Genomic DNA, 17,922 nt, shown 5'->3' with positions numbered 1-17,922 from the left:
CCGGTCTCCTCATGCCGCCTGCCGTCGATGCGACAGTCCGACGCGCAGACCCGTTGCACGGTCGAACAGAAGCGCCGTCTCCGGCGCGAAGCGAACGAAGACCCCGTCCTCCGCGCTCGCCATGGCCGAGCCCTGCGGCAGGGCGGCGAGCCACTCGGATCCGTCGGCGAAGCGCAGCAGCAGCACGGCCTTCTCGTGCATCGGCGTGACCGCGACGATACGCGCCGGCATGGCGTTTTCGCCGGCTTGGCGGCTGATGACGAGATCATCCGGACGCACGCCGAGCCAGCACGGACCGTGATCGACGATCGCGAGATCGGCGGCGTCGAGCCGCACGGGCGTCCCCGCCACCTGCGCGCTGAGCCCGCCCTGCGCGGCGACCGGCTCGACCTCCGCGAGATTGATGCTGGGATCGCCGAACAGGCGCGCGACCGCAACCGACGCGGGCCTGGCATAGATCTCCTCGGGACGCGCGACCTGCACCAGGCGGCCGTCGACCAGCACCGCGATCCGGTCGGCGATCGCCATCGCCTCGCGATAGTCCTGGGTGACGTAGAGGACTGCGGCCGAGCTCCGCCGCAGCAGGCTCGGCAATTCGAGCCGCATCTCGTAGCGCAGCTTGGCATCGACATTGCGCAAGGGATCGTCGAGCAGCAGCACATCCGGGTTGCCGATCAGGGCGCGCGCGAGCGCGGTGCGCTGCTTCTGCCCGTTCGACAATTCGCGCGGCCTGTGGCCGAGCACATGCTCGATCTTCAGCAGCCGGCTGATCGACTTGACCCGGCTCGCCACCTCCGCGGCGCCCGCCTTGGCTCGCAGGCCGCTGGCGATGTTGTTCTGCGCGCTCATGTGGGGAAACAGGGCAAAGTTCTGGAAGGCCATGCCGATCCCGCGCTGCTCGGGCGGCGCGCCCACGATCGATCGACCGCCGACCAGGATGTCTCCCTCGTCCGGTTCGAACATGCCCGCGATCATGCGCAGGAGCACGGTCTTGCCGCTGCCGGACGGACCGAACACCGCGACGATTTCGCCGGGCTCGACCGCCAGCGAAAAATCCTCGGCGCAGCGGACCGGGCCGAACGACTTGCCGACGGCGTTGAGTTCAAGACGCGCCATGCTGTCAGCCTTTCACCGCACCGAGCGACAGGCCTTCGACCAGATAGCGCTGCGCGTACAGCGCGAGCAGCAGGGTCGGCGTGACCGAGAGCACGATCGCGGCTGCGATCTGGCCGTACTGAATGCCGGACGCCGTGACGAACGCCAGCGCACCCACGGTCACAGGCTGCTTGTCGGCCGAGGCCAGGATCAGTGCGAACACGAAATTGTTCCAGCAAAAGATGAAGGACAGCAGGCCGGCTGCCGCGATGCCAGGTCCTGCGAGCGGCACCGCGATCCGCGTGAATGCCTCGCGCCAGGTATGACCGGCGAGGCGATAGGCATGCTCGATGTCGGGGCTGATGTCCTCGAAATAGCCGCGCACGATCCACAGGATCAGCGGCAGCGCGATGAGCTGATAGACCCAGACGATGCCGAAATAGGTGTCGTTGAGGCCGAGCTGCTGGTAGTACAGCGACAGCGGCAACAGCACCAGCAGCGGCGGCGCGAAGCGGAACGACAGCAGCGTGAAGGCGATGGTCTCGCCGAGCCGGAACTTGAACCGCGCAAAGGCGTAGGCCGCGGGCACGCCGAGCAGCAGGGCCAGCACCACGGCAGCGCTCGACAGCGCAAAGCTGTTCACGAGGTTGCGCATGAAGGATATTTCGAGATTGCCGGCAGCGGTCCGCAGCTGCCCCGAGATCAAGGCCTGGTAATTGGCCAGCGTCGGCTCGAACAGGATGTGCGGCGGAATCCGCAGGATCTGCTCGTTGGCCTGGAACGACATCAGGAAGATCCAGACGATCGGAAACATGAAGAACACGAGCACGAGCGCGAGCGCCATACCGCGGAAGATTCGTCCTGCGAGACTGGAATGATCCATCGCCGCCTCCCGTGCCTCACGCGTGGCCGTGGGCGCGCGCCCGCAGGCGCAGCCAGTTCTTGATGAAGATGTTCGACAGGATATTGGTGATCAGCCACAGGATCATCAGCAGTGCCGCCGAACGGCCGACATTGGTGTATTGGAAGAATTCGAGATAGGCCTGGACCTGGAACACCATCAGCCGGTCACCGGGACCGCCCTGCGTCATCGCATAGATGATGTCGAACTGCTGGATCGAATCCAGCAGGCGAAACAGCGACGCCGTGATGATGTAGGGCGCGAGCATCGGCAGCGTGATGCGGAAGAACACGAAGCTGGCCGGGACACCATCGAGCGCCGCGGCCTCGAACGGCTGCCGCGGCAGCGAGCGCAGGCCCGCCAGCAGCAGGATCATGATGAAGGGCGTGTAGACCCAGACGTCCACCAGCACCACCGTGAACAATGCGCTCGAAGGATCGGACGCCCATTTGAAGTCGTGCACGCCGAGCAGGCTCACGAGATAGGACAGGATGCCGAAGCTCGGGTTGGTCATGAGCTTCCACATCAGCGCCGCGATCGCGGGCGCCGTCATCAACGGCAGCAGCAGCGCGATGGACACCGCATTGTGAAAGCGCGTCGGCCGCCGCAGCAGCAGGGCAATGCCGAGGCCGAGCAGCAGCTCGAGCACCACCGTCAAGGCGGTATAGGTGAGCGAGATGCGAAGCGTGTTCCAGAAGGCGGGATCGGAGAGAAAGTCGATGTAATTGTCGACCCCGATGAAGCCGCGCAGATGAGGCAGGTTCAGCCGGTAGCGCTGGAGCGAATAGATCGCCGCCGTCACGAAGGGCACGAGGATGGCGATGCAGACCAGCAGGGCCGGCAGGCTGAGCAGATAGGGCAGCATGCGCCCGCGCAGCCTCGTGGTGCGGCGCGGCAGCACATTCGTCTGGGACAACTGGACCATGCTCATGATGATACGGGATCACGCATTGGCTTCAACATCGCCGGCCCGGACCGGATGGGCGTTCCGAACCGGCGAGTTGGCGTGGCGCGGAGGAATGGGCGCCACGCAAGGCATCGTAGGCGGCAAGCTCAGCCAAGGCTGTTCAACCAAGGCTGTTCAACCAAGGCCGTTCAACCAAGGCCTGACTGCTTGAGCTGGCGGTTGATGCTGTCGGCGAGCTTGTCGAGTCCCTCGTCGACGCTGACCTCCTTGGCTACCATCTTCTGGAGCGAAGCCGCCCATTCCGTCGTCAGGTCGAAGAACAGCGGCTGGGCCGTGAAGTAGATCTTGGCACCCGGCGAGGACAGATCATGCTGCTCGAGATAGCCCGGATAGGACTTTGCGATCCGATCGCGGAATTCGCTGTCCTTCCAGACCGACGCGCGCACCGGATTGACGAAATCCATCTTGCGGGCGCCGAACAGATCGTGCTCGGTCGAGGCCGCCCATTGCATGAACAGCCAGGTCGCGTCCTTCTGCTTGGAGAAGCTGGAGAGCGCAAGCGACCAGATCCAGACGTTCGGCGTCGGCGCCTTGGCGGCCGGATTGGCCGCGAACGGCGCATAGCCGAGATGGCCCCTCTCCTTGTTCTCGCCGCCGTTCATGAAGTAGCCGAGAATGTCGGCGTCGAAGATCATGCCGGAGGCGCCGGCGCCGAGATCGGTGCCGACCTGGTACCAGGTGTAGGTCGACCAGTTCTTCGGCCCCGAGGTCTGGATCATCTTGACCCATTTCTCGTGAAACTCCTTGGAGGCCTTGGTGTTCATGGCGGCCTTCAGCTTGCCGCCCTCCATCACGAAATCCTTCTGGCCGAAATTCGAATAGGCCGAGAGGAAGCCGGGATGGATCGTGGCCCACGATCGCGAGCCGCGCACGCCGACGCCGTAAGGTCCGCCCGCGTCCTTGGTGATCTTGGCGGCGACGTCGAGCAGCTCGTCGAGATTCTTCGGCGGCTTGACGCCGACCTTGTCGAAGATGTTGCGATTGTAGGTGATGTTGTTGAGCTCATAGCCCCACGGGATGCACCATTGCTTGGCCTTGCCCGAGCCGAGCTCGGAGCCGGCAACGCCGTCCCATGCCGTCGAGGAACGAAGGCCGGGCAGCACGTCGTCCCAGGCGAAGGCCGGGTTGGTCTTTGCGGGGTCCTTGATGTAGGCGTTGAGATCCTCGATCCAGCCGGCCGGACCGTAGGTCCAGGTCATGTAGGCGCCGGTCATGAAGGCGTCGTACTGGTCCGATTTCGAGGACAGCGCCGCGGTGACCTTGTCGAAATAGACGTCCTCCGGGAAGATGTCGTACGCGACGTTCATTCCCGTCAGCGCCTTGAAGGCCTCGATATCGCCGATCATCGCATCGACATAGGGATGCTTGTTCAACAGCAGCTTGACCGTCTTGCCACTATAGGCCTTCCAGTTGAAGTCCGCCGCCATGGCCCGCGACATTGCGGAGACATAGGCCGCGTTGGCAGCAACGCCGGCGATGCCGAGCTTGGCGGCGCCATCCAGCAGATCACGCCGGCTGACGCGTTTGGCGGCGTAGGAGTCGAACAGATTCTTCTCGCGATCGTACATGGGTAACCTCCCGTTATGCGCGTTTACTTCCCTTCTGTCGCTTATTCTTGGTCTTGTTGTTCTTGCCCTTGCCGGATGTAGCCTCCGGCTTGTCGGTTGCGAGGGCCTGGGCGGTCACCTCGTCGATGATGAGACCGTGCAGGAGGCCGCTGCGCAGCACCGCGCGCAGCGCCGTCACCTTGGCGAGACCGCCGCCGATGGCGACGATGCGATGTTTCCTGAGGTCCGCCCCCTCCATCGAGGTCGCACGCGCCGACAGGTCGATGTCCAGCAGCTCGCCGTTGGCGTTGAAGAAATGTCCGAGCAGGTCGGCGCAGGCGCCGGCGCGCTTCAATTCGACCACCTCGTCCGGCCTGATCATGCCGCTCGAGACCAGGAAGCCCTCGGCATGGATCTGTCCGATGCCGACAAACAGGAGCGAGGCCTTGCGCGCGAGCGCGAACACCTCCGCGATGCCGAATTGCTTCATCAACACCGCACGGTCGGCGACCGAATTGGCGAACACCGGCACCGGCAGGAGATAAGCCTCCGCCCCGGTGCGTTCCGCTAGCCGGTGAATGACGTCGAATGGATTGGCGGCGAATTTCCGCGTCAATCCGCCGAGCAGGGAGACGAATTGCACGCTGCGCGCCGGCGTCTGCGGCAACTGCTCGACCACCGCTGCGAGCGTGCGGCCATGCCCGACGCCGATGATCTTGTCCTCGCCGCGCTCGAGATTCTGCCGCAGGAAGCTCGCGCCTTCGAGCGCCAGGGCCCTGAGTGGCAGCTCGCCCTCGCCGAGATCGGGCGCGACGCGGCAGAAGGCAAGGCCGTAGCGCTCGACCAGCGTGTTCTCCAGCGCGACGCATTCGGCCACAGGACCTTCGACGAAGACGCGGATCATGCCCTCGCGGCTGGCGCGCGCGATCAGCCGATGCGCCTTGGTGCTCTGGATGTTGAGGCGGTCGGCGACCTCGGACTGGGTCAGCCCGGCGGCGAAATACAGCCACGCCGCGCGCGTTGCGAGCGACGCCTCACCGTCAACCATCGGCAGCCTGTCGGAAGGTATCGCCACGCCGGAGAAGCCCTCTTGCAATTTTCTTCACGTCTTGCAAAAAATTGCAGAGACGGGTTGGAACGTCAATCCCCCAAACGTGCTGCGGTGCAATCTTGCCGCGCACGCATCGCTCACGCTGTGGAGGTCGAATGACAGGCGTGTTCCTCGGCATCGACGTCGGAACGGGCGGCGTTCGCGCCTGCGCCATCGATGCGCGCGGTGACAAGCTCGGCATGGAATCGGCGCCCCTTCCCGCGCCACGCCAGCATGGCCAAGCGATCGACCAGGATCCGGAACTCTGGTGGGATGCGACGGCGGCCGCGATCGGCAAGCTCGGCCGCATTGTCGATCTCGGGGTTGTCGAGTGCGTCAGCGTCGACGGCACGTCGGGCACGCTGCTGCTCATCGACGCCACAGGCCGGCCCTGCACGCCGGGGCTGATGTACAATGACGCGCGCGCGGCAGCCGAAGCCGTCCGCATTGCGGCGGTGGCCCCCTCGGACAGCGGCGCACATGGCGCGAGCAGCGCATTGGCGAAGCTGCTGTATCTGTCGGGCCGCGGCGAGGCCGGACACGCGCGCTTTGCCGTGCATCAGGCCGACTGGATCGCAGGAAGGCTCGCCGGACATCACGGCATCAGCGACGAGAACAACGTCCTGAAGCTCGGCTACGATCCCGTGACGCGCGGCTGGCCGGCCTGGCTCGACGAGCTCGGCGTGCCCCGCGAGTTGCTGCCGAAGGTGCTGGTGCCGGGAACCCGATTTGCGGAGATCGATTCCGCTGTCGCGACGGCGCTGGGCCTGTCGCCGGCAGCGCGCATCGCGGCCGGCACCACCGACGGCGTCGCCGCCTTCATCGCCACGCGCGCCGATACGCCCGGCGATGCCGTCACCTCGCTCGGAACGACGCTGGTGGTGAAGCTGCTGGCGACGCGGCCGATCTTCGCCGCCAATCAAGGCGTCTATTCACACCGGCTGGGCGAGCGCTGGCTCGCCGGCGGCGCCTCCAATTCCGGCGGCGGCGCGCTGCTCGCGCATTTCACGGCCGCCGATATCGAACGATTGACGCCGCAATTGCAGCCGGAGGTGCCGACCGGGCTCAACTACTATCCGCTTCCCAAGCCCGGCGAACGCTTTCCAATCGCCGATCCGGCTCTGCCGGCGAAGGTGGCGCCGCGCCCTTCGGACGACCACCGCTTCTTCCAGGCGCTGCTCGAAGGCATCGCGGGGATCGAAGCGCTCGCCTATCGGCGCCTGGCCGAGCTCGGAGCACCAAAGCTGCGGCGCGTCGTCAGCATTGGTGGCGGGGCGAAGAACGCGGCCTGGACCGAGATCAGGCGCCGCGCCCTCGGCGTTGCCGTCACCGTCGCCGAAGAGACGGAGGCCAGTTACGGCGCTGCGCTGCTCGCACTGCGAGGCGCCCCGCCATGACAGCCGACATCATCGACATCGAAGGTCTCGGCACGATCGCCGGCCGCTTCGATCACGTGCTGCTCGACCAATGGGGCACGCTGCACAAGGGCCAGGCCGTCTTTCCCCAGGCGCGCGACTGCGTTGCGCGCCTGCGCCAGGCCGGCAAGCGCATCCTCGTGCTGTCGAACTCCGGCAAGCGCGCCGGCAGCAATGCGGCGCGACTTGCCTCGCTCGGTCTTTCCCCGGAGGCCTATGACGGCATCCTGACATCAGGCGAAGTCACGTGGCAGGGCCTGAAGGCGCGCGCGCAGGAGCCCTTCATCGGACTTGGCCAGAGCTGCTTCCTGATCGCGCGCGGCGGCGACAAGGCGATCGTCGACGGGCTCGACCTCGATCTCGTCACCGACATCGGGAAAGCCGATTTCATCCTGCTCGCAGGTCTCGACGATTCCGTGGCCGAGCCCGAATACTGGCGCGCGTGCCTGACCGGGGCCGTTGCACGCTGCCTGCCGATGCTGTGCGCCAATCCCGATCTCGCGATGTTCGGCGCCACCGGATTGATCCCGGCGCCCGGCGCGTTGGCGCGCTTCTACGCGACGCTGGGCGGCCGTGTGACCTATGTTGGCAAGCCGCACGCGCCGATCTTTGCCGCGGCGCTCGAGCGGCTCGGCCAGCCGGCGCCGGCGCGCGTGCTGATGATCGGTGACAGCCTCGACCATGACGTGGCCGGCGCCGCCAGGGCCGGCATGCTGACGCTGCTGCTCAGATCCGGCGTGCACCGGAATGAGACGCGGACTGGCCCGGGTGAATTGGTACGAGGGCCGCCCGTCGCGGCTGTGCCGATGCCGCACTGGACGATGGATCATCTGGCCTGGTGAGAGGCGTGCGATGCAACAGCAACCTGCCCTGCTCCACGAGCTTCGTCGTATGTCGGCGCGCGTCGGCCGCAATATTCTGCTGGTGCAGGGCGCCGGCGGCAACTCCTCGATCAAGCAGGATGACCTGCTCTGGGTAAAGGCCTCCGGCACCTGGCTTGCGGATGCCGAGCACAAGGACATCTTCGTGCCGGTATCGCTCGGCGCGGCACGCGCGGCGCTCGCGCAAGGCGACGAACGTATTCCGCTCGCGACCGACGCGGCCACGGCCTTGCGCGCCTCGATCGAGACCTCGCTGCACGCGCAGATGCCGCACACGGTCGTGCTGCATGTGCATTCGGTCAACACCATTGCATGGGCGGTGCGGATCGACGCGCGGGAGGAATTTGCGAAGCGACTGGAGGGACTGGCCTGGCAATGGCTGGACTATCATCATCCGGGACTGCCGCTGGCCAAGGTCGTGAACGACGCGCTGGCACAGGACAAGGTGGATGTGCTGATCCTCGGCAATCACGGGCTGGTGGTCGGCGCCGAGACCAGCGCTGCGGCAGAGGCGCTGGTGGACGAGGTCGAGAGGCGCCTTGCGCTTGCGCCACGCTCCGCAATTCCCCCGGATCACGGCGCGCTTCTCTCAATCTGCGCTGGCACGGCGTATCGCCTGCCAAAGGATCCGCAATGCCATAGCGTCGCTGTCGACCCTTACAGCCGCGCGATTGCAACCAGCGGTTCGCTCTATCCGGACCATGTGGTCTTCCTCGGTCCGGGCTTACCCGTGCTGGAACGAGGCGAGGATCTTCGCGCCCTGACATCGCGAGCGCGGGCGGACGGGCTGTCGCACCCGGTCGCGCTGCTCATTCCAGGCCTCGGTTGCGTCGTTCGCAAGGATGCAAGCGACGGCGCCGAGGCGATGCTGAGCTGTCTCGCCCTGGTGACGTGCCGTTTGCCTCTCACTGCGCAGGTCCGCTATCTAACGCAGGAGAATGAGCGCGCGCTGGTGAATTGGGATGCCGAGCGATATCGCCAACAACTAACCGCAAGTCGGTGATCCAAATGAAACCGCTGTCAATCCGTCCTTCGAGGCCTAGAGCGCTCCGGCGATCCGCAGTGCCTGTTGGAGCGCCTGCAACTCGCCTGGTGTCACCGGTGGCTGCGGCGGTCGTACTGCATCGCATGAAAGACGCGCGAGCAGCTTCAGGCAGGCCTTGAGCCGCACTGTTGCCCGTCCCCCGGGCGCATCGCGGTAGATCGCGACCGCAAGCGGATAAAGCTTCGCGTGCGCCGCGCGCGCCCGCTCCCAGTCGCCGGCCTCCGCCGCGTTCCAGAGAGTAACGACAAGCTCCGGCACGACGCAGGCAAGGCTCACTTGACTACCGGCCGAGCCGACGAGATAGCTCGTCAGCAAATGCTCGTCGCCGGAGCCAAGCACGACGAACTCAGGGCGTAACTTGCGGATCAGCCTCAGGTTCTGCTCATAAGTTGCGACCTCCCAGCTGCCCTCCTTGATCGCGACAAAGCGAGAATCCGCGACGAGCCGTTTCAGCAGCGACGGCACATAAGCCATGGCCCCCGCACCAACGGGCGCGGCGTAGAGCATCAACGGCACGGTCGTGGCATCGCGGATATGGCGGTGATGCTCGATGACACAGTCGTCGGCATGGCCGAGCGCCCAGCTGTTGGGGGGAAACACAAGAAGCCCGTCGGCGCCGGCCTGTTCCAGTGCGGCCGCCTCGCGCGCGGCCTCCAGGCTGGATTCGTGATTGACGCCGGAGACGATCAGGCAGTTCTTCGGCGCGTGCTCACGCGCCAGCTCCACCACGCGCCGTTTCTCGGCCAGCGACAGCACAAAATTCTCCCCGGCGTGGCCGTTGACCAGGAGCCCATTGATGCCCGGCGTGGACGCGACCGAAGCGAGATGCGCTACGAGCTTCGCATCGTCAATCGCAAAATCGGGCGTCATCGGCACGATTGTGGCGGCATGGATGCCGCGCAGGCGATCGCCGAATGTCTGCAACCCCGACATCGCTACCTAGTGGATGATCTGGTCGAGGAAGGTCCTGGCACGCTCGGACCTTGGATTTTTGAAGAACTCCTCCGGCGCGGCCTGCTCGACCACCTTCCCTTCGTTCATGAACACGATGCGGTCGGCGACCTCGCGGGCAAAGCCCATCTCGTGGGTCACGCACAACATGGTCATGCCCTCTTCCGCTAGCTTCTTCATGGTCTCCAGCACTTCCTTGACCATCTCGGGGTCGAGCGCGGAGGTCGGCTCGTCGAACAGCATGATCTTCGGCCGCATGCACAGCGCGCGTGCGATGGCGACGCGCTGCTGCTGGCCGCCCGAGAGCTGCCCGGGGAATTTCTCGGCCTGGTCGGGAATCCGGACCTTGGTGAGGAAATGCATGGCGAGGTCCTTTGCCTCCGCCTCGCTCATCCCACTCACGGTCATCGGCGCCAGGATGCAGTTCTCCAGCACCGTCATATGCGGAAACAGATTAAAGCTCTGGAACACCATGCCGGTGTCGCGTCTGACCGCGTCGATGTTCTTGCGCTGATGATCGAGCTCGATGCCATTGACGTAGATCAGGCCCTCATCGTGCTTTTCGATATGGTTGATGCAGCGAATGAGCGTCGACTTGCCCGAACCGGAGGGACCGCAGACCACGATCTTCTCGCCCCTGGCGACCTTGAGATCGACCTCGTTCAACGCGGTGAAATCGCCATAATGCTTGTAGACGGCCTCCATGCGAACCGCTGGCACCTCACGAAGCTGCGGCTGCGCCGCTGCGCCTTCGGCACCGCTGGCCGTATTCATTGACATCTCGCTCATGCGCGGGCCCCCACGCCTGCTTGCGCAACCGGCGCGCTCGCCGCGACCCGCCTCGTCTTCGCAGCATTCGACCGACCAAAATGCTTCTCCAGCCGGCGCTGAACCGCATCCCAGACCGAGGTGAGGATCAAATAATAGGCCGTGGCCGCCGCGTAGACTTCGAGGATCTGGAAATGCTCCTGCATCAGCATGTCGCTGCGACGCATGAGCTCCTCGACCGAGATCACCGAGGCGAGCGACGTCGCCTTCAAGAGCGAATTGATGGAGTTGCCGAGCGGCGGGATCATCAGCCGGAACGCCTGCGGCAGGGTCACGCGGCGGAACGTGGTCCAAGGCGACAGGCTGAGCGCCCACGCAGCTTCGCGCTGCCCGGCGGAGACCGCCATGAAGCCGCTGCGCACGATCTCGGCGAGATAGGCCGCCTCGTTGAGGATGAGCCCGACCAGCGCGCAGGTGATCACGGAGAACTTGATCCCGAGCTGCGGCAAGCCGCTGTAGATCACCACGAGCTGGATCAGCAGCGGCGTGCCGCGGAAGAACCAGATGTAGAAGCGCGAGAAGCCTGACAGCACCGGGTTGGACGACATGCGCATCAACGCGATGCCCATGCCGAGGATCAATCCGCCGATGACAGCCGCCACCGTCAGGCCGATGGTGACCAGCACCCCCTTCATCAGGAAGTAGTTGAAGAAGTAGTTGACGGCGGCCGTCGGACTGAAATGGCTCATCGGCTCGTCTCCGTATCTCAGGCCGGACCGGGGCCGGCGATCGCAAGCGGCTGATCGGCCGGCATGGCGGTCAGGCCGAACTTGTCGAACAGCGCCTGATAAAAGCCGTCGGCCCGCATCGCGTTCAGCGCCTTGACGACGGTATCGGCCACCGTCTTGTTGCGGAAACCGAGCGTGGTCCTGGCCGTGCCGAGCCCGCTCAGGACTTCCTTGACGCGACCGCGGCCGACGAGATCACGCGCCACGCTGTCGACCAGCAGCGCGTTGTCCACCTGCCCCGCAAGAAGCGCGCTGACGACGTTCGTCGCGGTCGGGAACGTGCGCATCTCGACGGCTGCGCCACCCTTCGCCACGCTCGCATCGCTGAGTTTCTTGAGCCAGTTCATCTGGTAGCTGCTGACTTCGACCGCGGATGATTTTCCGATCAGGTCGTTTTCGGTAGCAATTTTTGTGCCGCTGTCGGGTGCCACCACGACCGAGATCGCCTGAATGGCGTATGGCACCATGTACATCAGCTTCGAGCGTTCCTCGGTCCAGAACATGCCGGTATTGACGCCGTCGATGCGCGCTGCGCCCAAGGCAGGAATCATCGCCGGAAAGTCCATCCGGACGAGTTCGACCTGAAGACACAACCGCTTGCCGAGCTCGGCGGCGAGTTCCACGTTGAGGCCCTGCAACTGGCCGTCCTTGTCGACGAATTGCTGCGGCGGATTGGTCGGGTTGATGGAGAGCTGTAATTTCCCAGGTGCGATCAGATTGTCGTCAGTGATCGCTGGCGTGCAGGCGGCATGCACCGCCGTGGATGCGAGAACGAGTACTGCGGCTGCACTCAAGCGAAACAATGTCGAGACCATGGATACCTCCAGTAAGATGCCAATGACCGAAGCAGTCCCTCGTCCGGAATTCCCCTCCACGTTTCTTGGATGCGGCCTGCCGGATCTGGCGACACGGCAGGCAGCATCGTTTTCGATCTGCTCAAGCCGGTCCCGACATCGGCCTGAGCTGGATGCGCATGAAATTCTTGACCAGGGATTCGAACGGACCAAACCCCTTCGCTTTCAGGAACTCCGGCGTCTCGAACGCCCATCGCCCCGCGACCTCGTACATGGCGGCATACTTCGGCCCGTCGCCGATGGAGACGAAGCGCTTTGCCGAGATCCAGCCGGGACACGCGAGCAGATCCGGAAAATGCTTCTGCTCGTACCAGGCGTTGAACGCAGCCTCGTGCTCAGGATCGATGTCGACCCGCACGATGTGGATGAAGGCTTCGTCCGGCATGAGCTCGTTCCTCATGCCACGCGAATATTGCCGGCCGCGCGCTCCGCGCCGACTGTCGTTGCAATGGCGTCGCACAACGCCGGAAGCACCGGCAGCAGCGGCGGCCGTGGATCGGCGTTGCGGATCAGGCCGAGCGCCTTCAGCCCGACTTTCATGCGCGTATGCATGTCCATGATCGGTGCAGGGCCATAGATCGCGCGGACGATCGGATAGAGCCGCTCGTTGACAGCACGCATCGCCTTGAGGTCGTCGGCCAGCGCGGCCTGCCAAAGTTCTGCGAACAGATGCGGTGCAAGACTGACGAGACCCGAGAGTATGCCGTCGCCACCGACGGCAAGCTGCGGCAGGAACCAGTTGAAGTTCGACGGCAGGATCGCGACAGAGGGATCGGCCTGCTTCACCGCTCGCCGGTTCTCGTCATAGGCCAGCATGGTGTCGCTGCCCTCCTTGATGGCGATGACGCTGTCGAGGGCTGCGATCTTCGCCAGCGTCTCCGGCGAATAGCCGAAGCCGGACGCGAGTGGATATTGGAAGATCGACACGGGAATGCCGATGGCGGAGCTGACCGCCTGCACGAAGGCCAGTGGTGCGCGCGAGGTCGCCGAGGCGCCGCCGCCGAGCGGTGCGGGCGGGAACAACACGGCGCAATCGGCGCCGGCGGCTTCCGCGAGCTGCGCCTGGTGGATCGCCTCCGCGGTGGAATGCGCGATGATGCCGGCCAATAGCGGCTTGGCCCCGATCCGCCGGCGCGTCCGCTCGATCACCGCCTGCCGCTCGTCGTCCGACAGCGATCCGCCCTCGCCGGCATGTCCGTTGACGAACACCGCCGCGATGCCGTCCGGGCACGCGCAATAGTCCAGCACGCGGGCGTAGCCGTCCCAGTCGATCGAACTGTCGCCTCTGAAGGGCAGTACGGTCGCGACCGTGACGCCGCGCAAATCCGGTTTCTTCATCGGCTTGCTCATGACGGTTTCCGCCGCGGGAATTTCAGGCTCGCCCGTGCCTTCAGCACTTCGAGGCCGCCCTCGTTGCGCGCGCTGGCTTCCCAGATGATCGTGCGGGTCTCGTCGTGCTGCTCGGCGATCCAGACATCGAAGGTGAGCGTGTCGCCGTAGAACACGGGACCGGTGAACCAGAACCGGTCCTCCACCGACACGCCGATGGTGCCGACCAACTCGCTGGTGAGAATGCTGGTACAGAGGCCCGCGACCATGATCCCCGGCGCCAGCCTGCGGCCAAAACGCGTCGCGCCGGCATAGACCTCGTCGACATGGACCGGGCCGAAATCGCCGGTCGCGGCGATGTAGAGCGCACCATCCGCCTCGGTGATGGTCTTGCTCAGGCTGACCCTGTCATTCACCTTGAGATCGTCGAAGGATTTCGGCTCGTACATGGCTCAGCCCCGTGCGAAGGGAACGAGCGTTGCGGTGCCGTCGATCACCGTCGCGCCGGAGGGCGACAGCGTGCAGGTGACGCGACAGGTCGCCTCGTCGCCTGCAACCGAGACGATCTCGGCCCTTGCCTCGACGGAATCCCCGACAATCACGGGCGCGGCAAAGTCCAGCGCAATGCTGCCGATCCGCCGTGTCGGCCCGCCGAGCTGGCTGAGGCAGGTGGTGGCGAGGCCGCCGACCGCGAGCTCGAACGCGACCATGTTGGAGGCGCCCGCCTTTTTGGCTCGGACGGCATCGACATAGAGACCGCCGAGATTGCCGCTGATGCCGGTGAACATCGCCTGCTCGGCGACCGTCATGGTCTTGCGGAAGGCGAAGGCAGCGCCGGGCTTGAGAGGTGCGTGAGACATCGATCGCTTCCCTAGAGCTGCAAGCCGTTCTTGATGGTGCTGCGCGCAACCAGCATGCGGTGGATTTCCGAGGTGCCGTCATAGATGCGGGTGACGCGCGCATCGCGATACATCCGCTCCAGAGGCAGGTCCTTGCTAAAACCCATGCCGCCGAACACCTGGATGGCGCGATCGACGACGCGGCCCTGCATCTCGGACGCCGCGACCTTGATCATCGAGACCTTGTCGCGCGCGTCCCGGCCCTGATCGATGTCCCAGGCAGCGTTCATCACCATCATCTTGACGCCGAAGATCTCGGTGGCGGAATCGGCGATCAGCTTCTGCACCATCTGGAACTCGCCGATCAGCTGGCCGAACTGACGCCGCTCGCCGGCATGCCTGCGCATCATCTCCAGCGCGCGCTGCGCCATGCCGACGGCGCGGGCGCCGATATGGGCGAGCCGGATCTGCAGCACGCTCTGCATGATCAGCTTGAAGCCGGCGCCGACCTCGCCGAGCACGGCCGCTTTCGGGATGCGGCAATCCTCGAAGCTCAGCTCGGCATGGCCATAGCCGCGATGGCCCATCATCGGCTGGGTGCGCGCGACCTTGAAGCCGGGCGTGCCGCGGTCGACCAGGAACAGCGTGATGCCGCCGCGGGCGCGCTTGTCCTTGTCGGTCAGCGCCATCAGGATCACATAGTCGGCGATGTCGCCATCGCTGATGAAATGCTTGGTGCCGTTGAGGACCCACTCGTCACCGTCGAGTTGCGCCGTCGTGCTGATCGACGCGGCATCGGAGCCGGCGCCCGGCTCGGTGATCGCCATGGCGCAGATCTTGTCGCCCTTCACCGTGGGCAGCAGGTAGCGCTCGACCTGATCGCCCTTGCAGGCCATCAGCATCGGATAGACCTGGCCGAACACACGGCGGATCAGTGCATCGGAGGTCTTGCCGAACTCTTCCTCGACGAGGCAATGCTCCACGCAGGACAGCCCGCCGCCGCCGACATCCGCCGGCATGTTCATGGCGTAGAGGCCGAGCTTCTGCGCCTTGGCCTTGGTGACGGCCAGCGCCTCGGCCGGCACCGTGGCGGTCCGCTCCACCTCGTCCTCCAGCGGCTGCACCTCCGTCTCGACGAAGCGGCGGACGGTGTCGACCAGGAGGCGCGTCTCTTCAGGCAGCGAGAAATCGATCATCGCGCCACTCCCACCGCCTTGCCGGCGATCATCGCGTCGATCTCAGCAGCGCCGTAGCCGATCTCGCCGAGCACCTCGCGGGTCTGTGCACCCAGCCGTTGCGGCACCAGTCGCACCTCCGGCGTCTGGCCGTTGTAGCGGGCGGGATGCGCGACCATCCGGATTTGCGCGCCCCCCGCACTCTCGGCCGTCTTGAACACGCCGAGATGTTCGAGCTGGGGATCGGCCACGAGATCGCGATAGTCCTGGACAGGCGCGTGCCAGATCCGCGCCGCTTCAAGCGAAGGTAACCAATCGGCGGTCGACTTCTGTTTCAACCTGCCAGCAACGATCCGCGTGATCTCCTCGCGCTTCGAGAAACTGTCGGCCTCCCCGAACTGATTCAACTCCTCACAGCCGAGCCCCACCGCGAGCGCCTTGGGTGCGGCCATCGAGATCGCCATATGGCCGTCGGCCGTCGCATGAATTCCGTAAGGCCCCGGGCTGAACCACGCCGCGATGCCGGCCGGGCCGCGCGAGGTCGGCGACGGCGCGCCGTTGAGCCAGGCGGTCAGCGGCTCGACCTGGAGATCGAGCGCAGCCTGATAGAGGTTGACCTCGACGAGTTGGCCCTTCCCGGTCTTGGTTCTAGCAAACAGCGCTGCAAGGATGCTCATGGCATAGAGCGAGGCGGCGTGCTGATCGACGATGACGGCGCCGACCGCCGTCGGCTCGCCGTCCGCCCGCCCCGTCCGCATCGCAAGGCCCGACATCGCCTGGAGCAAAAGGTCCTGGCCGGGACGATCCCTGTACGGCCCCGCCGATCCGAAGCCGGTCGCCACGGCATAGATCAAGCCCGGGTTGATCGCCTTGAGTACGTCGTAGCCAAGACCGAGCTTCGCCATGGTGCCCGGCCGAAAATTCTCCATCACGACATCGGCCGTCGCGACCAGCTTCTTTACCGCGGCAATGCCATCGGGATGCTTGAGATCGACGGCGAGACTGCGCTTGTTTCGGCCGGTCGCCAGATGATTGACGCTGTCGCCTGCGACGAAATGGTTGGCGACCGCCCAGTTGCGCTGAAACGCACCCTCGATCGGCTCGACCGCAATGACGTCGGCGCCGAGATCGGCGAGCGTCTGCGCGGCCAGCGGGCCCGCGAGGTAATGGTTGAAGCTGAGGATCTTGACGCCGTCGAGCAGATTCACTGGGGTACTCCTGACCTAAGCAGCCTCGTTGGACGCATCGCGCCACGTCAGACCGAAGGTTTCGACCAGATGACGCGCGGCAGCATCCTGCGCAGCCGGCAGCGGCAGGCGCGGCGGGCGCGGATTGCCGGCTGCAAAGCCCATATGACCGAGCAGCGCCTTGCTGCCCGCGACATAGGCCTGGCCGCCGACGAATTCGATCACCGGCAGGTATTTGAGATAGAGCTCGCGCGCTTCCTTGATCGCGCCGTGGTCAGCGACGAGGCTGAAGATGCGGGACATTTCCGCCGGGACCACGTTGGAGGCCACGGCCACCCAGCCCTGCGCGCCCTCGACGAAGGATTCGAAGCCGAGGATGCCGCCGAACACCGTCACCCTGTCGCCGCAGAGGCGGATGATGTCGCGCACGCGCGTCACCTCCAGCGTCGACTCCTTGATATAGAGACAGTTGTCGATCTCGGCGATCCGAGCCACGAGCTGTGGCTTGAGATCGACATTGGCGGTTGCCGGATTGTTGTAGACCATGATCGGCAGCGCGATCGCGTCGGCCACCGTCCTGTAGTGATGGACGAGCTCGTCGTCGGTCGGCGTCGAATAGAACGGCGGGATGATCATCACGCCGTCGGCGCCCAGTTTTTCGGCACGGCGACTGAGACGCACCACCTCGCGCGTATCCTCCGCGCCGGTACCGATCAGCACGGGCACACGCCCCGCCGCCTGGGTGATGACGACCTCAGCCACCAGCGCCTTCTCGTCATCCTCCATGGACAGGAACTCGCCGGTCGAGCCAAGCGGGATCAGCCCATGAATGCCCTCCGCGATCTGCCAATCGACGAAGGCGCGCAATGCCGCAACATCGACCTCGCCCGCTGCCGTAAACGGGGTGATCATGACGGTGTAGGTGCCGCGGAACGCCTTCATCAGGGAACTGCCGGGTGCTCGGGTGAATTCAAGCGACGGCCGCCGTCTGCGGAATATCCGCACGATCTATGCAATCGTTTGCATAAATGGCTCTGCATTGGGCAACACCATCCATTTTTTGAGCTTGATCCGTGTGGAATAAGCTCAT

At 65.1% G+C, this 17,922-nt stretch carries 19 protein-coding genes; 3 read left to right on the top strand and 16 right to left on the bottom strand.

Annotated features, from left to right (window positions below; all coding sequences use genetic code 11):
• Positions 1-9: 9 nt before the first annotated feature.
• The 5 genes from AC066S_RS17645 to AC066S_RS17625 all read right to left on the bottom strand — a co-directional run bounded on the left by AC066S_RS17645 (position 10) and on the right by AC066S_RS17625 (position 5,585).
• A complete protein-coding gene (locus tag AC066S_RS17645) occupies positions 10-1,116 on the bottom strand; it encodes an ABC transporter ATP-binding protein (protein WP_126255512.1) in 1,107 nt (368 codons plus the stop codon).
• Positions 1,117-1,120: 4 nt separating this feature from the next.
• A complete protein-coding gene (locus AC066S_RS17640) occupies positions 1,121-1,978 on the bottom strand; it encodes a carbohydrate ABC transporter permease (protein WP_126255511.1) in 858 nt (285 codons plus the stop codon).
• Positions 1,979-1,994: 16 nt separating this feature from the next.
• Positions 1,995-2,921 carry a carbohydrate ABC transporter permease gene (locus AC066S_RS17635; protein ID WP_205680441.1) on the bottom strand — a complete coding sequence of 309 codons (927 nt, stop codon included), beginning with the start codon at positions 2,919-2,921 and terminating at the stop codon, positions 1,995-1,997.
• Between the two features lie 170 nt (positions 2,922-3,091).
• Positions 3,092-4,531 carry an ABC transporter substrate-binding protein gene (locus tag AC066S_RS17630; RefSeq protein ID WP_135169704.1) on the bottom strand — a complete coding sequence of 480 codons (1,440 nt, stop codon included), beginning with the start codon at positions 4,529-4,531 and terminating at the stop codon, positions 3,092-3,094.
• Positions 4,532-4,544: 13 nt separating this feature from the next.
• Positions 4,545-5,585, bottom strand: coding sequence for a sugar-binding transcriptional regulator (locus AC066S_RS17625; RefSeq protein ID WP_209311855.1), 1,041 nt, complete (start codon positions 5,583-5,585; stop codon positions 4,545-4,547).
• A 131-nt stretch (positions 5,586-5,716) separates the two neighbouring features.
• On the opposite strand from AC066S_RS17625, the gene AC066S_RS17620 reads away from it, so the two are divergent.
• From AC066S_RS17620 to AC066S_RS17610, 3 genes are read left to right on the top strand one after another with little or no spacing between them, the layout of a single operon-like run.
• On the top strand, positions 5,717-6,997 hold the full coding sequence (locus AC066S_RS17620) for an FGGY-family carbohydrate kinase (RefSeq protein ID WP_135169705.1): 1,281 nt from the start codon (positions 5,717-5,719) through the stop codon (positions 6,995-6,997).
• Positions 6,994-7,857, top strand: coding sequence for a TIGR01459 family HAD-type hydrolase (locus AC066S_RS17615; RefSeq protein ID WP_135169706.1), 864 nt, complete (start codon positions 6,994-6,996; stop codon positions 7,855-7,857). The genes AC066S_RS17620 and AC066S_RS17615 overlap by 4 nt, the downstream gene beginning before the upstream one ends.
• A 10-nt stretch (positions 7,858-7,867) precedes the next feature.
• A complete protein-coding gene (locus tag AC066S_RS17610; RefSeq protein WP_135169707.1) occupies positions 7,868-8,899 on the top strand; it encodes a class II aldolase/adducin family protein in 1,032 nt (343 codons plus the stop codon).
• Between the two features lie 36 nt (positions 8,900-8,935).
• Here AC066S_RS17610 and AC066S_RS17605 read toward each other — a convergent pair whose 3' ends face one another.
• From AC066S_RS17605 to dapA, 11 genes are all read right to left on the bottom strand, one after another.
• Positions 8,936-9,874, bottom strand: a complete 939-nt coding sequence (locus AC066S_RS17605; protein ID WP_478270235.1) for a dihydrodipicolinate synthase family protein — start codon at positions 9,872-9,874, stop codon at positions 8,936-8,938.
• A 6-nt stretch (positions 9,875-9,880) separates the two neighbouring features.
• On the bottom strand, positions 9,881-10,681 hold the full coding sequence (locus AC066S_RS17600) for an amino acid ABC transporter ATP-binding protein (RefSeq protein WP_478270234.1): 801 nt from the start codon (positions 10,679-10,681) through the stop codon (positions 9,881-9,883).
• A complete protein-coding gene (locus tag AC066S_RS17595; RefSeq protein ID WP_126255504.1) occupies positions 10,678-11,409 on the bottom strand; it encodes an amino acid ABC transporter permease in 732 nt (243 codons plus the stop codon). The genes AC066S_RS17600 and AC066S_RS17595 overlap by 4 nt, the downstream gene beginning before the upstream one ends.
• A 17-nt stretch (positions 11,410-11,426) precedes the next feature.
• Complete coding sequence (locus tag AC066S_RS17590) at positions 11,427-12,263, bottom strand: ABC transporter substrate-binding protein (RefSeq protein ID WP_126255503.1); 837 nt, start codon at positions 12,261-12,263, stop codon at positions 11,427-11,429.
• A gap of 121 nt (positions 12,264-12,384) precedes the next feature.
• On the bottom strand, positions 12,385-12,687 hold the full coding sequence (locus AC066S_RS17585; RefSeq protein ID WP_235885101.1) for a DUF4286 family protein: 303 nt from the start codon (positions 12,685-12,687) through the stop codon (positions 12,385-12,387).
• Positions 12,688-12,698: 11 nt separating this feature from the next.
• Complete coding sequence (locus AC066S_RS17580) at positions 12,699-13,652, bottom strand: dihydrodipicolinate synthase family protein (RefSeq protein WP_135169711.1); 954 nt, start codon at positions 13,650-13,652, stop codon at positions 12,699-12,701.
• On the bottom strand, positions 13,649-14,080 hold the full coding sequence (locus AC066S_RS17575; protein WP_011086090.1) for a MaoC family dehydratase: 432 nt from the start codon (positions 14,078-14,080) through the stop codon (positions 13,649-13,651). Before AC066S_RS17575 ends, AC066S_RS17580 begins: the two co-directional genes overlap by 4 nt.
• A gap of 3 nt (positions 14,081-14,083) precedes the next feature.
• On the bottom strand, positions 14,084-14,491 hold the full coding sequence (locus AC066S_RS17570) for a MaoC/PaaZ C-terminal domain-containing protein (RefSeq protein WP_126255500.1): 408 nt from the start codon (positions 14,489-14,491) through the stop codon (positions 14,084-14,086).
• Between the two features lie 11 nt (positions 14,492-14,502).
• Positions 14,503-15,666 carry an acyl-CoA dehydrogenase family protein gene (locus AC066S_RS17565; RefSeq protein WP_478270233.1) on the bottom strand — a complete coding sequence of 388 codons (1,164 nt, stop codon included), beginning with the start codon at positions 15,664-15,666 and terminating at the stop codon, positions 14,503-14,505.
• Positions 15,663-16,853, bottom strand: a complete 1,191-nt coding sequence (locus tag AC066S_RS17560; protein ID WP_135169713.1) for a CaiB/BaiF CoA transferase family protein — start codon at positions 16,851-16,853, stop codon at positions 15,663-15,665. Before AC066S_RS17560 ends, AC066S_RS17565 begins: the two co-directional genes overlap by 4 nt.
• Positions 16,854-16,868: 15 nt before the next feature.
• Positions 16,869-17,777, bottom strand: coding sequence for a 4-hydroxy-tetrahydrodipicolinate synthase (gene dapA / locus AC066S_RS17555; RefSeq protein ID WP_478270257.1), 909 nt, complete (start codon positions 17,775-17,777; stop codon positions 16,869-16,871).
• Between the last annotated feature and the right edge of the window lie 145 nt (positions 17,778-17,922).

Source organism: Bradyrhizobium sp. CFUWI, assembly GCF_056429085.1.
The sequence above is the reverse complement of the archived record's forward strand: the minus strand, read 5'-3'. Positions and strand labels throughout refer to the sequence as shown.

Bases quoted from the DNA above. Each gene is read 5' to 3' on its own strand.
- AC066S_RS17565 (WP_478270233.1), bottom strand. From the start codon at position 15,666: ATGATCGATTTCTCGCTGCCTGAAGAGACGCGCCTCCTGGTCGACACC.
- AC066S_RS17645 (WP_126255512.1), bottom strand. From the start codon at position 1,116: ATGGCGCGTCTTGAACTCAACGCCGTCGGCAAGTCGTTCGGCCCGGTC.
- AC066S_RS17615 (WP_135169706.1), top strand. From the start codon at position 6,994: ATGACAGCCGACATCATCGACATCGAAGGTCTCGGCACGATCGCCGGC.
- AC066S_RS17620 (WP_135169705.1), top strand. From the start codon at position 5,717: ATGACAGGCGTGTTCCTCGGCATCGACGTCGGAACGGGCGGCGTTCGC.
- AC066S_RS17600 (WP_478270234.1), bottom strand. From the start codon at position 10,681: ATGAGCGAGATGTCAATGAATACGGCCAGCGGTGCCGAAGGCGCAGCG.
- AC066S_RS17580 (WP_135169711.1), bottom strand. From the start codon at position 13,652: ATGAGCAAGCCGATGAAGAAACCGGATTTGCGCGGCGTCACGGTCGCG.
- AC066S_RS17630 (WP_135169704.1), bottom strand. From the start codon at position 4,531: ATGTACGATCGCGAGAAGAATCTGTTCGACTCCTACGCCGCCAAACGC.
- AC066S_RS17610 (WP_135169707.1), top strand. From the start codon at position 7,868: ATGCAACAGCAACCTGCCCTGCTCCACGAGCTTCGTCGTATGTCGGCG.
- AC066S_RS17605 (WP_478270235.1), bottom strand. From the start codon at position 9,874: ATGTCGGGGTTGCAGACATTCGGCGATCGCCTGCGCGGCATCCATGCC.
- AC066S_RS17635 (WP_205680441.1), bottom strand. From the start codon at position 2,921: ATGGTCCAGTTGTCCCAGACGAATGTGCTGCCGCGCCGCACCACGAGG.
- AC066S_RS17575 (WP_011086090.1), bottom strand. From the start codon at position 14,080: ATGTACGAGCCGAAATCCTTCGACGATCTCAAGGTGAATGACAGGGTC.
- AC066S_RS17570 (WP_126255500.1), bottom strand. From the start codon at position 14,491: ATGTCTCACGCACCTCTCAAGCCCGGCGCTGCCTTCGCCTTCCGCAAG.
- AC066S_RS17640 (WP_126255511.1), bottom strand. From the start codon at position 1,978: ATGGATCATTCCAGTCTCGCAGGACGAATCTTCCGCGGTATGGCGCTC.
- AC066S_RS17595 (WP_126255504.1), bottom strand. From the start codon at position 11,409: ATGAGCCATTTCAGTCCGACGGCCGCCGTCAACTACTTCTTCAACTAC.
- AC066S_RS17585 (WP_235885101.1), bottom strand. From the start codon at position 12,687: ATGCCGGACGAAGCCTTCATCCACATCGTGCGGGTCGACATCGATCCT.
- AC066S_RS17590 (WP_126255503.1), bottom strand. From the start codon at position 12,263: ATGGTCTCGACATTGTTTCGCTTGAGTGCAGCCGCAGTACTCGTTCTC.